Origin of the sequence: Sphingobacterium mizutaii, assembly GCF_900187125.1 — a bacterium.
GTDB classification, from domain to species: domain Bacteria; phylum Bacteroidota; class Bacteroidia; order Sphingobacteriales; family Sphingobacteriaceae; genus Sphingobacterium; species Sphingobacterium mizutaii.
Genome location: NZ_LT906468.1, coordinates 1,050,250 through 1,066,462 on the forward strand (window position 1 = coordinate 1,050,250; position 16,213 = coordinate 1,066,462).

The following is a 16,213-nucleotide window of genomic DNA, read 5'->3' on the forward strand; positions in this document are numbered from 1 at the left end:
TTCAAATAAATCCAAGCGAGGGTAGGTTGCATTCCATGCAATACTTTAACGACTTCCTGAAAACTAGACTTTTCATCAAATCGCGAATTCTTCAAATTCCTTTTATTTAGAAATATGGCTTAATCTAAATTCAAAGATCATATCGAATTTAACATGAATTCTATTTTAACTCTTAATTTAATCCTTTCGGACGGTAAATCGGTCCAAGATTTACTCACACAATCCATTTTTTTCCATTCCAAGATCAGTCCGATTGAGTTTTGGATAGGTTTTCTACTACTAGTTTTCCTGTCCATTCTCATTGTGGTCCTCCTGCTGATTGATCGAATTAAACAAGTCAGCACCTTTCTTTTAAAAGAGAAATCAAAACTGAATGTGAACCTCTGGAAAAACTCACTCAAGAAAATGAACTCCAGCCAAATTGCCCGAATTATCAAACAAAAGAGCAGGCAGGAGCTGAAATCTTGGTTACTGGCCTTTTTCCTCTTTGGAATACCCTTGTTTCCCCTGGAATCCTTAGCGCAGACTGTATCCATTGATGGTACCAGTGAATCCATCTGGTCTAAGGCAGGCATTATTATCACTTTAGTGTTGCTCTTGATACCGACCATTTTCATTCTAGTTTTATTGTTCGTCAGAATCAATCGGAGGTTATCTAAATTGAACATTAACGCCCAAAAAGATGAAGCAAAAGTAATTGTCCAAGAATTGGAAAACAGGCCTTTAGCTGAGGTTGAAAAAGAACTATTAGCCTTCCAAGAAGCCGCTGATTATAGATTGAAACCCGACGTGCTGTCCGGTTCCAAAAAAGCAGTGGACCCTAAAGGGCTATTGTCCATCAATGAAAACCATGGTATCCCGATCGTTTCCAAAAAGAAAAGATCAACCGATAGAACCAACTTCGATGTAGACCTCTCTAAAATGGTCAACTGGTATTTGATATCGGCAACCGTGTGGTTGGTTTTTGGAACCACCATTGGCGAATACCTCGGTTTTAAATTTGTTGCTCCGGATATGGAGAGCTTTAGCTGGCTTAGCTTCGGGAGGTTAAGGCCAGTCCACACCAATGCTGTCTTCTGGGGATGGGCATCCCTGGCAATGATCGGATTGGGTTATTATGTGGTTCCTCGTGTCAGTAACACCAAACTCTATAGCTTAAAATTGGGCTGGTACAGCCTAATTTTGATCAATGTCTGTGTGTTCGTGGGAACCATTTCCCTAATGGCAGGAATTAACAATAGCGGAGGCGAGTATAGGGAATATATCTGGCCTATTATGTTGCTGTTTGGAATTGCATTGGTTTTGACACTAATCAATTACTATAAAACCATTGCAAAAAGAACAACTCGGGAAATTTATATATCAAACTGGTATATAGTCGCTGCGGTAATCTTTACTATTGTGATTAGTCTAGCAGCCTATTTACCTTTTTGGCAGAATGGCCTCGGAGAGACAATCATCCAAGGCTATTACATGCACCAAGGTGTTGGTATGTGGTTTATGCTTTTTTGTCTAGGCCTAGTGTACTATTTCCTTCCCCAGCAACTCAATAGGCCTATTTATTCCTATAGTTTAGGCATTCTCGCTTTTTGGACCCAGATATTATTTTATACTCTGATCGGAAGCCACCACTTTGTGTTTAGCTCTATCCCTTGGTGGTTACAGACAGTTGCCATAGTCGGAAGTGCTGGAATGGCAATTCCTGTTATAGCAGGTACAACCAACTTTCTGATGACCTTTAAAGGATCCTGGTATAAGCTAGGAGATAGTTATATCCTGCCTTTTTTCCTGGTCGGAATCATCTTTTATTTCACCGGGTCGATGCAAGGTACTGCTGAAGCCTTCCGTGAAACCAACCTGATTTGGCACTTTACGGACTTTACCGTTGCCCACTCACATTTGACCATGTACGGCATTATCAGCTTTTTCCTTTGGGCATCCATATATACCATCGTTCCGCGATTTACCGGAAGAGAGGCGCCTCAGATCAGTATTGGAGCCCATTTCTGGTTTGCCTTTATCGGAATGCTCATGTATACCGTGCCGTTGATGTATGGTTCAACCATGAAAGGAATCATGTGGTTAGACGGCAAGCCATTTATCGATGGCGTGACCTTTATGGCGCCATACTGGTTATGGAGAGCCATCGGAGGTAGCCTGATGTGGCTTTCTCACCTCATTTTCGCCTATAATTTGTACAAAATGATGGCGGATGTAAAAGAATTAGACATTGCTGAAGAAATTACCAGCCAATTTGAAAATCAATCAACTATTAAAGTTCAAAAATAAAATAAACGATCATGGAGTTTTTCGACGATCATAAGAAACTATTTATAACCGCAGCGGTCTTCTTCATTGTGTTGACGATCTTTGTTGCCATTCTTCCAGCATTGAACAACCAGTTGAAAAATGCACCGCTTCCTCAATCTGAACCCCTTTCTCCGGATGCTGTAGCCGGCAAGTCAATCTTTATTGCCAACGGCTGTGTGGCTTGCCATACCCAACAGGTCAGGAATGTAGATATGGATAAGGTTTTCGGTCAGCGACCTAGTGTAGCTGCTGACTATGCACATAATGAAAGACTGGATGTGTGGAGAAATACCGCAACCTTGATGGGAACTGAAAGAACTGGACCTGACTTGACCGATGTAGGTAACCGCCAGCCCAGCAAAGAATGGAACTTGGTCCACCTTTACAATCCGCGTATCGTGGTCAAGGAATCCATTATGCCGGCCTATCCTTTCTTGTTTGAATACAAATCCATACCAGCCAAGGAAGACGTAGTGGTCAATATCCCAGAAGATTTTGCGCCCAGTAATGGAAAAAAAGTCGTAGCAAGCAAAGAGGCTATGCAGTTGATAGCCTATTTACAGTCATTGAAACAAGTTAAACTGGAAGCTGATGTTCCAGAATTTCTATATAAAAGGAAAGCTCAAGCCGCTGCTGGCCAAGGTGCAGCTGAAGAAGAATTGGATGGCGAGGCCTTATATGTAGCGCATTGTCAAGCATGCCACCAAGCTGATGGCAATGGGCTACCTGGAGCTTTCCCTCCTTTAAAGGGTAGTCCCGTCGTAACCGGGGATGACCTCGAATTATATGTCGATATCATTATGAACGGTTATGATAGCAGACCTGAATATGGTGTGATGGCAGCAGTGGGCGTCAATGCCGGCTTTACTGAAAAAGAAGTAGCCGCTATCATCAATTACGAAAGGACCAGCTGGGGTAATAATGGTAAAAAAGTAAAAGCTGAAGATATCAAGCAAATCGTAGATTTCGTAAAGACTCAATCCAACTAATCATGAAAAAAATTCAATTGACACTGCTTTTTAGTATTTGCATCTCCTTTTTGATGGCCTGCCCGGTGTGCGAAAGAAACCAACCTAAAATTTTGAGGGGCTGGGTTCATGGCACAGCGCCAAAAAGCGACCTGGAATATATTATGGTCATCGCCATCATCCTGATTTCATTGATTGCATTGGGCATGTTCTTAAAGATGATCATCAAACCGGGAGAAAAACAAACGGACCATATCAAAAGGTTTATTTTAAATTCTGATAATTATGAGCCAAAGAAGTAAAATATTTATTTTCATCGATGACGAAAATATTCCGATTGCTGAAACCTATAGCCCAGTGAACTTTGAACTGGATACACGGAAATTAGTAGACGGAAAACACCAATTGCGTATCGTCAGCAAGGATCCAGGTGGAAAGGAAGGAGTTCGGATTATCCCTTTTGAAGTCCGTAATGGTCCGGCGATCGAAATCACTGGAATTAAAGAAAACGCTGTAATTGACGACCTAGTCCCTATCATGATCAACGCCTATGGGAAAGGAAACTCCGAAACCTTTATGATTGATGGTAGTGAGACTCCTCAAGGTATTCCTTGGTGGGTATGGATCATCATTATTGTCTTTATGGGTTGGGCCATGTACTATGTGTTCATGTACCTATACTTACCGACTTCGGTTAATTGAGTGTTAGCAGGTTTAAGCGTTCTTTTTCAAACTTTTTGAGCTTTCTGTCGTTAATTGGGTAACTTAATTGTTTGGATACTAACCCAATTGCCATGAAGAACGCTTTAAGACCTGCCATACTCGTTTTATGGTGCCTTTGTTTTCACCTTAGCTTTGCACAACAGCATCAGCAACCCAATATTATCCTGATCTTGGCCGATGATCTGGGTATTGGTGATTTAAGTTCCTATTACCATCAATATGAAACGCCCAATCTGGATAAATTGGGAAAGGAAGGTATTCGATTCAACAATTATTACAGTGCTTCCCCAATCTGCTCACCCTCGCGCGCAGGACTCCTAACGGGCCAACGTCCCGCAAAACTACATTTCACCACTTTCCTGAATACCCGAGAAGATAACCGGAAAAAAGAACAGGTTGATTTTCTGGATCCTTCTGTGCTGACCATGGCTGATGTGCTGAAGGCTAATGGCTATGCGACAGCTCATTTTGGCAAATGGCACCTCGGTGGTGGTCGGGATGTAAACAATGCGCCTAACTTCGACCAATACGGTTTCGATGCATGGTCTGGAACCTATGAAAGCCCTGATCCCGATCCGGCTATCACGGCCACTGACTGGATTTGGTCGGATCAAGACAGCGTAAAAAGATGGAACCGCACAAAATACTTTGTGGATAAAACCCTTGATTTCTTGCAAAAGAACAAAGATAAACCCTGTTTTATCAATGTATGGACAGATGATGTCCATACCCCTTGGATAGCTGGCGATGATGAAAAAGGTAGATTCGACTGGAAGCCCCAAGAGGAAAGGAGCTTTAAATTTGTCCTTCAGGAATATGACCGAGAGATCGGAAGATTGATGCAAGGCTTGAAAGAAATGGGTCTAGATGAAAACACTTTGGTCATCTTTATTAGCGATAATGGCCCCTTACCCAATTTCAGGCAGGATCGTTCTGCCGGTTTACGCGGTAGTAAGCTCTCCCTGTATGAAGGAGGAATCCGTATGCCCTTATTGATGCGCTGGCCAGCAAAGATTAAAGCTGGTCAAGTAGATGAACAGACCATTATTTCTGCGCTTGATTTCCTGCCAAGCTTAGCAAAATTGGCAAAAGCTCCACTAAAGAATGCCAAGGGACTCGATGGGCAGGATCTCAGCAAAGCCATGCTTGGAAATCCTATAGCCCGAAACAAGGCGCTCATTTGGGAATATGGCCGGAATGACTCAACAGCTTTCAGCTTCCCTAAAAAAGTCAATCGTAGTCCCGCGCTTGCAATCAGGGATCAAGACTGGAAATTCATGATGAACAGCGATGGGAGTGATCCCGAACTGTATGACCTAAAAGCCGATCCCAATGAAAGGACCAATCTTGCGGCGAATAGAAAACAGCTCGTGATAAAATATACCAAAGCTTTATCGCAATGGTGGAAAGGATTGCCTCCTTATAGGAAAATCGAATAACCTTCTTTCTATTCTCCTTCTTAATAAGGCTTGTTACAATTGCTTATTGAAATACATTTATTAAGCTTAATAAATGTTTATATTTTAATTAACTTGAAATTTTAAAACTTTAAATTTATCGTTTTTTTCTTATAAAAATATATTTACAATTTAAATTGGTTGCCTAAAAAAATCATTTTGTATTTAGGTTTGATTCTCCTATTTTTCCCCAAATCTAATTAAAATCTAATACATTATGAACGTGAAATAAGATACCCTAACTCCGAACACCTATTACAAACAGAACCTTTATTAAAGCCTTTTAGGCAATCTTTTTATTCTCAATTATAACTATAATGACTCAAAAAAATCGTGTTTTTTTTGGGGCAAAGTCCTTGTCGTTGCTTGCGATGTGCTTATTGATGAGCTCACCGGAAGTCTTCGCCGAAAAAGCTGATTTTGCCCATTCCGTTGTTGCTAATCGGCAACAAACTATCTCAGGATCTGTTAAAGATGATGGTGGAAACCCAATCGTTGGGGCAACGGTGCTCGTTAAGGGGACAACAAGAGCCACCAGTACGGATGCCAATGGAGAATTTTCCATCACTGCTAATAATGGTGATGTCATCGTCATCCGTAACCTCGGTTATCTGACTCAAGAGATTACAGTAAGCAACGCCCAAAACATCAATATTTCCCTAGCACCTGACAATGCTAATATTGATGAGGTGGTTGTGGTCGGATATGGTACTCAAAAACGTGCAAATATTACTTCTGCCATCTCCACCGTCAATGGAGATGCCCTTAAAAACGTTTCACCATCCAACCTTTCCAATGCCATCGCAGGTCGTGCTCCTGGGGTGAAAGTAACAGGAACTTCAGGTCTTTCAGGGGCTACTTCCAAAATTAGGTTTAGGGGTAGTTTCGCCGAACCTTTGTTCGTTATTGATGGTATTGTGCGCGATAAAGCTGCTTTCGACGCCTTGGAAGCCAATGAAGTTGACCAGATGTCCTTCTTGAAGGATGCCGGTGCTGCTGCGGTTTATGGTACTCGTGCAGGTAATGGGGTTGTGATTGTGACCACTAAAAAAGGAACGGTCAAAAAACCTGAATTCAATATCCAAAGCAATGTGGCCATCAGTAACCCGACCATGACTCCGCTGGCAGATCTAACGACCGCCACGGATGAATTGACCTATCAAAATAGGGTTGCCGAATTCCAAGGTTTACCTATTCCAAACGGTGAGGAGGAATTCGCCTATTTCAAAGACAAAAGTTATAGTGTAAACGATGTAATCTGGAGAAACCCAGTTAGCCATAGACAGTCCATCTCCGTTTCCGGAGGTAGTGAAAAGATTACCTATTATAACTTATTGAGCTTTAGAAATGAAAATGGTTCCTATAAATCGGTGGACCATCAAAAATTCAACTTAAGGTCCAATGTTTCCGCAAATATTACCGATGCTTTCAGTATCGATATGAATATTTCTGCTAATCAGCAGAATTCCAATCGTTTCTACTGGCCGTTCAGTACCTCATCGAACGATGATGACTTTGATGTTTCCGATTTCTATCGCGTGACCTTCAACTGGCCAAAAATGTATCCTTTCTATTTGACCCAAGATGGTACCCCTAGTAATGAACCAACAGAATATCCCGTACAGACGCCCATGGGTAGCTGGCAAGCTTGGAACGTAATCGACCAGGTTATCGGTGATCGTTATATCGACCGTAAGGTTAGACAGATCAACCCGATCCTTTCCCTCAACTTGAAATTGGATAAATTGATCCCGGGTCTATCTACCAAATTTGTAGGTAGCTATATCGCAGAAGATTACCTTCGTAAGCGCTATATGAGCTTCCAAAAGAACTATACCTTTACTTCTTTGGATCCTGATGGTAACCCATTTATCCCGGCTCCGCCTTCGGAAGACCGTATTAATATCTTCACGTTCAGTCAGCAAAATCCATTTATGGATTATTACACCCAGCGTAAATGGGAATACCAAATGAACTTCTTCATCAATTATATGCAGACCTTCGGTAAGCATGATGTTGGAGCGACCTTGGTATTTGAGCAAGGTGAAAAAGGGTATACCAATATCACTTCCACTGCGCAAAGCCCGATTACAGCATTGGATCAAATGCACGTTTATCCTACCGACCGTAATTTCAGATATACCAATGGCCTGGAAGGAATTGATGCTAGACAATCCATCATTGGCCGTTTCAACTATGCTTATGGCAGTAAATACTTAGCAGAAGCCTCCTTCCGTTATGATGGAGCAGCTTTGTTCCCTGAACAAAAAAGATTCGGTTTCTTCCCTTCGGTTTCTGCTGCTTGGAGAATTTCTGAAGAAGAATTCTTCGCTGGGATCAAGGATAAAATCTCCGACTTGAAACTTCGTTTTGCTTATGGTGCTACGGGTAACTACTTGGACGTAAATGGAAATGCAATCAATCCATTCTCTTTTGCTGAAAAATATGCAACCACCACAGGCTTTATTTTCGGTGACCGATACTACAATGGTTTGGCCTACGGCTCAACCCCTAATCCGAACATTACTTGGACAAGGTCAGAAAGCTACAACTTAGGTTTGGATTATGGATTCATCAACAATAAACTGAATGGTTCCATTGAGGTCTTCAAACGTGCTGAAACCAATATCTTGGGCCCTAGAACCGTATTGTTGCCAGATACCTACGGCCGTGCCTTGGCGCCTGAAAACTATGCCGCAAGAAGTTATAAAGGTGGTGAGGTTTCCGTAAACTGGAATGACAGGGTAGGCGAGGTTGCTTATGGCATCTCTGCTAACTTAGGTTATGCCGTTGATCAATGGGATGTTTTTGATGAACCAGCTGCTTATGCAGAAGGCGGACTTGAACATTTCAGATCAAGGATCGGTAGACCTAACAACGTAATCTATGGATTGAACTCATTAGGATTGGTGCGTACGCAGGCAGAATTGGATGATTTGCTGGCCAAAGGATTTAAAACCTATGGTAGGGATCCTTATTTAGGGATGATCCTTTATGAAGATATCCGCGGACAGGGTTACTCTGATACCCCAGATGGAAAGATCGATGGAAATGACGTTACCTTATTGTCGACCAACAATTCTCCAAGATGGGATTATGGTTTAGGCCTGAACGGATCCTGGAAAGGTATTTCCATCAATGCATTGTTCCAAGGGGTGTTCAATTACGACCGTATGATTTCCAACCAAGAAGGTGGCGGTATGCGTCAACATGGTGGTACTTTCCGTCCTTATTACCCAATTTGGGCAGATGATGTATGGACTCCTGAAAACCCGAATGCGCAATATCCTAGACCAATCGGTTATAACTGGGCGGAGTCGGGAACGAATCCTTCAAGCTTCTGGATGCGCAGTGGCGCTTTCTTCAGATTGAAAGACCTCAATGTGGCTTATCAATTACCGACCAGCTTCACTGAAAAAATCAAAATGAACAGTATCAATTTGTTCTTCAATGGTACTAACCTGTTTGTTTTCTCACCAATGACCGAGTTTCATGATCCTGAACAATTGAATTATGACTCTTACCCATTAATGAAGACATTCACCTTTGGCTTGGACATTAAATTTTAACCGGAACTGAATCATGAAAAAAATATTATTAGTAGCACTAGGACTATCAACCATTTTTACTTCCTGTAAGAATGTGTTGGATATCGAAGATCTCCAATCCTTGGATGAAGAAAAGGTGTGGAAAGACCCGAATTTAGTAAACGCATATATGGCAAACCTTTATACCGTTTTTGGTAATTGGAGTGCCGGTGCAGATGTATATAGTGAACAATTGGTAGGTGTTCCTTTCCAATTAAATACCATATCGCCGACTGCAGGTGGTTTCAAAACATGGGACTATACCAATATCCGTAAGATCAATACCGCAATCCAAAAGGTTCAGGAAAGTACAAGCTTGAGCCAAGAGGTGAAAAACAGCACCTTGGGTGAGGCTTATTTCCTAAGGGCTTTTGTGTACTTTGATATGCTTAGGCTTTACGGAGGTATTCCCTACATTACCGTGCCGCAGAACCAAGCGACAGATGATTTGAATACGCCGAGAAACTCAACAAAAGAGTCTTTCGAGCTGTTAGTGAAAGATTTGGATGAAGCCATAAAATTGCTTCCTCAAACGATCGAGAAATCATCTTCAAACTATGGTAGGATAGATGGTAACTTTGCAACGGCATTTAAAGCAAAAGTATTGCTTTATAAAGCCTCTCCGCAGTTTAACCCTGCCAATCCTTACAATAATGCTTATTGGAAAGAAGCCAATGCAGCCAATAAAGCAGCTTATGAGCAGTTGATCAAAAACAATTATACACTGACTCCTGACTATGCAAACATCACACTGCAAGAAAAAGGTCCGGAGGTCGTATTTGCTGTAATCAATACCTATCCAAATAAGGTTGCTGCTTGGGATTATGGTGTGCGTCCCGGATCAGAAAGCCGTGGCCCTGCCGGGGCAGTTCCTACTTGGGATTTTGTGAAGGAGTTCCCTATGAAAGATGGTAAGCTCTATTCAGATCCAACCGGAAAATACTTTAAATCAGATGATGATTTCTTGCAATCCTATTGGTTGAATAGAGACCCAAGGTTTGATAAATCCATTGTTTGGAACGGAAAGATCTATGAAGTTTCTGGAAAAGCTGGAAAACGTCAATATACCTCCCTAGGTATTGCTGATGCCCTTGACAACTTCGGTATCAATCCTGCAGCAGGTATCAACTCCACCAACCAAGATCGTTACAGTGGCTTCTTTATCTTGAAAAACAGTAAATTATCCCTAAAACAAACCGAAGTGGAAACTCAATATGATGTTGATTTTGTATTGATGCGTTTAGCAGAAGTGTTGTTGAACTATGCCGAAACTGCGAATGAAACCGGAGATTTAGGCACAGCGCAGGATATGTTGAACCAATTGAGGAAACGTGCCGGTATCGAAGCTGGAACCGATGGAAAATACGGTATCACAGCGACTAACCGCGATCAAATGCGTGAAGCTATTTTGGCAGAAAGAAACATCGAACTTTGTTTCGAAGGCCATCGTTTCTGGGATCTGAGAAGAAGCCGTAAATTGAAAACATTGGATAAAGGAACCAAGTTTGGTGTAGAAGCCATCGCGATCGATGCCGATGGATCCGATATGGATATCAAACAGGCGAATGCCTTGGCTAAAACTTATCAGTTGAAGGAAGCTAACTTCAAGTACAGCATCCTTCAAGTTCCGAAAAATGGAGTTAAGGTAAGTGAAGTGCCTGATACCTATTATTTCTTCCCAATCCAACAATCTATAATTGACAGAAACCCTAAGGTTCTGCAAAATAAAGACTGGGGTGGGGCGTTCAATCCTACTATGGAATAAAAAAATGAATAAATGGAGAAAGGGCTGCCTATTTGGGTAGCCCTTTCTTTTTCTGGAAATTTCAGCGGAAAATACCTTCCCATTTTGTGGTTTTTATTTTGACCTGCTTCGAGAATCATTCGAGGCATGTTCGAGAATAATTCTATCCAGTTCGGAACTTTTGGGAGCTGACCCGAATATGCCTCGAATGAGGTCCAGTTTTTCGGTCTATAAATCCATATTGATCTAGCATCTAAAATTAAATTTAGCTCCTTGGTTATTTTTGGGATTAGACTAAAAAATAAATCCAGCAGCATGGCTTTTAGGCTAAGCATAAAATACTTTCAGTAAGACGTTGATTTATAGATTATTTATTTTGGACTTGGTTAATTTCTTAGTAGATTTAATCATGCCAATTGAACTCAAACACCTCTGGCAATTCTATAAGCCAATTTTATTCATCAACCTGGTGTTGAGTCTTGCGATGAGCATTCAATATTTTGGCTACTTCCCCTATGTGTTCATGACGGTGGGTTATTTATGCTCGGCAGCATTGGTTCGGTTTTTTGAAGGCAATACCAAATACCTGTTTTTTAATCTGGGTCTATCCCGTAAGCATCTGGTCATTTACACCTTCCTTGCCAATCTTTTGATTTCATTTCTACTTATTCTAATCGTGCACTATGGATATAAAGGATAAAGAATTGTTTGTAGACTCTGTGCAGTTCAGTTATACCAGTAACAATCAGTTGCTGACCGGGGGATATCTTGGATTGAAAGTAGGTGATATCATCGGGCTATTAGGTCGAAACGGAACTGGGAAGACTACCTTGATGAAGATTATCTTCGGATCCTTACGTGCCCAAAATGCCTATATCAGGGTGAATGGCAAAAAGGTGAGCCAGGCATTCCCCACCAGAGAAGTTTGCTACCTTCCCCAAGACAGTTTTTTGCCCACTTCATTCCGCGTGAAAAATGCCATATCGTTTATGCTCTCTGATCAAGAAAGTAGGGCAATTGTAGAAAGTGACGAGTTGATCAAACCCATTTTGGACAATAAGATTGCAGATTTAGCAGGAGGAGAGCTCCGCTATTTGGAAATCATGCTATTGGTAGAACAAAAAGCAACTTTCCTGCTACTGGACGAACCCTTTTCAGGGATATCACCCATCCTGAAAGAGAAAATCCAAGCACTATTAGTTGAAAAATCAAAAGTAAAAGGTTTCTTGGTTTCCGACCATGATTATATGAATGTGCTGGATGTTGCAACCCAATTGTTGTTGTTGGAGAATGGTGGTTGTCGAAAGATCAACCGAAAGGAAGAGCTGGAGCAATTCTATGTTCCGCTAGGAACTTTTGATCATGGAAATACCCCTGATACTGATAGTAAAAACAGCTTTTAAATCGCGCTTATTCTCCCATAGGCTCCTTGAAATTAGTATATTTGCTTAGCATAACCTTTAAAGATAAATTACATGTCTACAATATTGATAAAGAATGCCCATGTTGTGAATGAAGGCAGCATTCAGGTGCAGGATCTTTTTATAAAAAATGGCAGAATAGAAAAAATAGCCGAAACCATTGAAACCAACGCCGACCAAATCATTAACGCAGAAGGCCTACATCTTTTTCCGGGGTTGATCGATGATCAAGTCCACTTCCGTGAACCGGGCTTGACCCACAAAGCGGATATCTTTACAGAAAGTAGGGCAGCAGTAGCAGGGGGAACAACTTCCTTTATGGAAATGCCAAATACGGTTCCTAATACCTTAACCCAAAAGTTACTTCAAGATAAATACGATATTGCCCAAGATAATTCCCTGGCCAATTATTCCTTCTTTATGGGTGCTGCCAATGATAATTTGGACGAGGTGCTGAAAACCAATCCTAGGGATGTATGTGGTATCAAAGTATTTATGGGTTCTTCCACGGGAAACATGTTGGTGGACAATGAAAAAGCTTTGGAGGCTATCTTCAGCCAGGCACCTACATTAATTGCCACGCATTGCGAGGATGAAGCAACCATACAAGCTAATCTAGCGAAATTCAAGGAACAATATGGCGAAAACGTAAGCATTGAAATGCATCCTTTGATCCGATCTGCTGAAGCTTGTTACCTTTCCTCATCCAAGGCTGTGGAATTGGCAAAAAAGAACAATACCAGACTTCATATCCTGCATATTTCAACCGCTAGAGAAACTGGATTATTTGAAAACAATATTCCATTGGAACAAAAGCGTATTACAGCAGAAGCATGTATCCACCATCTTTGGTTTTCGGATGCCGATTATAAGAAAAAAGGGAATTTCATTAAATGGAACCCTGCTGTAAAAACAGCTGATGATCGTGATGCTATTCTTAATGCAGTATTGGATGGGCATATTGACGTTATTGCAACAGACCATGCGCCACATACTTTTGAAGAGAAATCTCAACCTTATTTACAGGCACCTTCTGGTGGTCCATTGGTACAGCATGCCTTACAGGCTTTGCTTGACCTGGTAAAAGAAGGAAAGCTGACCCTTGAACAATTGGTTCAAAAGACTGCGCATAACACGGCGATATTGTTCCAGATTGAACAGCGAGGCTATATCCGCGAAGGATATTGGGCTGATTTAGTATTGGTTGATTTAAACAAACCATATACCGTTACAAAGGAGAATATTCTATCCAAATGTGGATGGTCTCCTTTTGAAAATCATACATTTACATCTACTATTGAACATACTATTGTTTCCGGACTATTGGCATATACCGATGGTAAGATTCAAGAGGTAGGTTCGGGACATCGTTTACTTTTCAATCGTTAAGCAATGGATAAACGTTCATTTATTAAATCTTTGGGGATAGGTTTAGCCGCTATGCCTTTATTTGGAAAATCAGAAGCAATGGCAGTAGCCAATCAGATCCAACCTTTGCTGAAAGGCAAGGTTTTGAAAACTGGTGATACTATTGGAATCATTGCGCCTGCCAGTGCAGTGACTGGCGAGGATTCCATTACACAGACCAAAGAAGTGTTGGAATATTTTGGTTTCAAGGTTAAAGAAGGTAAATATATCAGGGAGCGCTATGGTAATTTGGCTGGTACGGATGATCAACGATTAGAGGATTTACATGCCATGTTTGCGGACAAGTCCGTGGCTGGGATCTTATGTATCCGTGGTGGAGCAGGAGCTTCCCGTTTGTTGAAACGTATCGACTATAATTTGGTGGCTAAGAATCCAAAGGCCTTATTAGGCTATAGTGATATCACGGCTTTGATTATGGCTTTTCAAGCTAAAATTGGCATGGTAACTTTCCATGGGCCTGTGGGTACCAGTACATGGAGTAATTTTGTAGCTAAGACCTTTACAGATCAATTTATTGAGAATAAATTGGTTAGCTATAGCAACCCGGTTAAAAAAGGGGACGATATTATCCAGTACAAGGATAGGATAACGACCATTAACCCTGGAGTTGCAGAAGGAAAATTATTAGGCGGTAATCTAACCCTGATTTCAGGACTATGTGGCTCTGAATTTCTGCCGGACTTCAAAGATAGCATCCTGTTTTTGGAAGAAATCAATGAATCCCCAGAAAAAGTAGACCGGATGTTCTGTCAATTGATGAATGCAGGTATTCTTTCACAAATCAAAGGTTTTGTGTTTGGAAAGTGTACCGATTGTTCACCATCAGGTGGTTATGGCTCCTTAAATCTTGACCAGATCCTGAGGGATTTTATCAAACCACTGAACATTCCTTCTTACTCTGGTGCGGTTATTGGACATATCAATGATCAATTCTTATTACCGGTTGGTGTTAAAGCTAGAATTGATGCCAATAAGGGTACAATAGAGATTTTAGAAAAAGCGTTAGTATAGTATGAAATTTTTTGTCATTTCCTTAGGCCTATTGGCCGCAACGACTTGCAGCAATCCATTTTCAGGATCTTCTAATGGAAATATTCCTGGGTACAATTTGGATACCGCACAAATGAATAAGATCCATTCAACCTATAAAGAATCAGCCCTTGTTTCTAGGCGATTTAAACACCAAGACATTGATTCTCTTCTGCAATTGCACAAGAAGAGCAATGTGTTTAAGATCACGGAAATAGGCAAGTCGGTTGAAGGTCGTTCGATCAATGAGTTGGAGTACGGAAATGGCGATAAAAAAGTAATGCTCTGGTCGCAGATGCATGGTGATGAACCAACAGCCACCATGGCATTGTTTGACCTGTTTAATTTCTTGGAAGGAAAGGATGATGGTTTTGACAGCGTCCGGACTTTACTGAAAGATAAACTGAATATCCACTTTATCCCCATGTTGAACCCAGATGGGGCCGAGCGCTATCTGCGGAGAAATGCCCAAAGCATAGATCTAAATAGGGATGCACGCGCAAACCAGACAGTTGAAGGGGCGCTGTTGAAATCCAGGGCTAAGGAAATCAAGCCTCGCTATGGTTTCAACCTGCATGATCAGAATATTTATTACAATGTGCCGGGGACCAAGAATCCTGTGACCATCTCCTTATTGGCTCCAGCCTATAATACAGAGCGTGAAATCAATGAGGTAAGGGAAGGGGCCATGCAAATCATCGTGGGAATGAACAAAGTGTTGCAGCAGTATATTCCAGATGCGGTTGCAAAATATGATGATACCTATACGCCAAGAGGTTTTGGGGATAATTTCCAATCTTGGGGTGCAAGTACGGTTTTAATTGAATCTGGAGGCTTGAAAGGAGATCCAGAGAAACAGGAAATCCGAAAATTGAATTTCGTGATTATCCTCAATGCCTTGATGGAAATAGCCCAAGGAACCTATGAAAATTACGATGCCAAGGGTTATGAAGATATTCCATTCAATGCTAGCAATATGCATGATATCGTTATCCGAGGTTTGGAATTCGGCTCTGATTCTATTCCATTGAAGAGTGATATCGCTATCAGACGTGGTGAAACTACCGATGGTAGAGACTTCTTCGTGCGCGGAAGGGTTGAGGATATCGGTGACCTTCCTGAATCTTTTGGATATGATGAAGTCGATGGAAACGGGCTGAAATTTATCCAAGGTAAAATAGCGGAAAAACCTATCGCAACCTTGGAGTCCATTACGCCGGAAATAGCGTATGACCTTTTGAAAAAAGGTTATATGGGCGTCCAAGTGACTACCTTGAAACCAGAACAGGCCAGCATGCTGCACAACTTGCCGATCCATATTTTCGGTACCCAAGCCTTCGCGGCCACCCCATTTATCGACCTCGGCGGAACCGCCAATTTCTATATCGGCGACTCCAATGGAAATTTGAAATACGCCATACTCAATGGATACTTAATCGATCTTTCCAAACCACTGGGTGAAGTGGGGCTGTTGAAGAATAGGGTGTTATAGATATGAGATGTGAGATATGAGATATGAGATAGAAAGGTTATAGATATGAGATGT

Annotated in this window: 12 protein-coding genes; all 12 read left to right on the forward strand. The window is 41.5% G+C overall.

The features are described from left to right. Window positions 1–153: 153 nt before the first annotated feature. The 12 genes from CKW03_RS04520 (at window position 154) to CKW03_RS04575 (ending at window position 16,159) form a co-directional block, all read left to right on the forward strand. Window positions 154–2,289 carry a cbb3-type cytochrome c oxidase subunit I gene (locus CKW03_RS04520; RefSeq protein ID WP_093098800.1) on the forward strand — a complete coding sequence of 712 codons (2,136 nt, stop codon included), beginning with the start codon at window positions 154–156 and terminating at the stop codon, window positions 2,287–2,289. An 11-nt stretch (window positions 2,290–2,300) separates the two neighbouring features. After that, on the forward strand, window positions 2,301–3,299 hold the full coding sequence (locus CKW03_RS04525; RefSeq protein ID WP_093098801.1) for a cbb3-type cytochrome c oxidase subunit II: 999 nt from the start codon (window positions 2,301–2,303) through the stop codon (window positions 3,297–3,299). 2 nt (window positions 3,300–3,301) lie between these two features. Beyond that, the gene (locus CKW03_RS04530) at window positions 3,302–3,580 is read left to right on the forward strand and encodes a hypothetical protein (protein WP_093098803.1); all 279 of its coding nucleotides are present in this window, start codon (window positions 3,302–3,304) and stop codon (window positions 3,578–3,580) included. Next, window positions 3,564–3,980, forward strand: a complete 417-nt coding sequence (locus tag CKW03_RS04535; protein ID WP_093098804.1) for a cytochrome C — start codon at window positions 3,564–3,566, stop codon at window positions 3,978–3,980. Before CKW03_RS04530 ends, CKW03_RS04535 begins: the two co-directional genes overlap by 17 nt. Before the next feature lie 92 nt (window positions 3,981–4,072). Then, the gene (locus CKW03_RS04540) at window positions 4,073–5,440 is read left to right on the forward strand and encodes a sulfatase family protein (protein WP_093098806.1); all 1,368 of its coding nucleotides are present in this window, start codon (window positions 4,073–4,075) and stop codon (window positions 5,438–5,440) included. A gap of 335 nt (window positions 5,441–5,775) precedes the next feature. Further along, window positions 5,776–9,027: a SusC/RagA family TonB-linked outer membrane protein gene (locus tag CKW03_RS04545; protein ID WP_175486311.1), complete on the forward strand. Its 3,252-nt coding sequence runs from the start codon at window positions 5,776–5,778 to the stop codon at window positions 9,025–9,027. A 13-nt stretch (window positions 9,028–9,040) separates the two neighbouring features. Continuing rightward, on the forward strand, window positions 9,041–10,810 hold the full coding sequence (locus CKW03_RS04550) for a RagB/SusD family nutrient uptake outer membrane protein (protein ID WP_093098807.1): 1,770 nt from the start codon (window positions 9,041–9,043) through the stop codon (window positions 10,808–10,810). A 388-nt stretch (window positions 10,811–11,198) separates the two neighbouring features. After that, window positions 11,199–11,489: a hypothetical protein gene (locus CKW03_RS04555; RefSeq protein WP_093098809.1), complete on the forward strand. Its 291-nt coding sequence runs from the start codon at window positions 11,199–11,201 to the stop codon at window positions 11,487–11,489. Next, window positions 11,473–12,192 carry an ATP-binding cassette domain-containing protein gene (locus CKW03_RS04560; RefSeq protein WP_093098810.1) on the forward strand — a complete coding sequence of 240 codons (720 nt, stop codon included), beginning with the start codon at window positions 11,473–11,475 and terminating at the stop codon, window positions 12,190–12,192. Before CKW03_RS04555 ends, CKW03_RS04560 begins: the two co-directional genes overlap by 17 nt. 72 nt (window positions 12,193–12,264) lie before the next feature. After that, window positions 12,265–13,599, forward strand: coding sequence for a dihydroorotase (locus tag CKW03_RS04565; protein ID WP_093098812.1), 1,335 nt, complete (start codon window positions 12,265–12,267; stop codon window positions 13,597–13,599). A 3-nt stretch (window positions 13,600–13,602) separates the two neighbouring features. Next, a complete protein-coding gene (locus tag CKW03_RS04570; protein WP_093098813.1) occupies window positions 13,603–14,649 on the forward strand; it encodes a S66 peptidase family protein in 1,047 nt (348 codons plus the stop codon). 1 nt (window position 14,650) lies between these two features. Further along, window positions 14,651–16,159 (forward strand): M14 family zinc carboxypeptidase, encoded by a 1,509-nt coding sequence (locus tag CKW03_RS04575; RefSeq protein ID WP_093098815.1) that lies wholly within the window; start codon window positions 14,651–14,653, stop codon window positions 16,157–16,159. Window positions 16,160–16,213 lie beyond the last annotated feature (54 nt).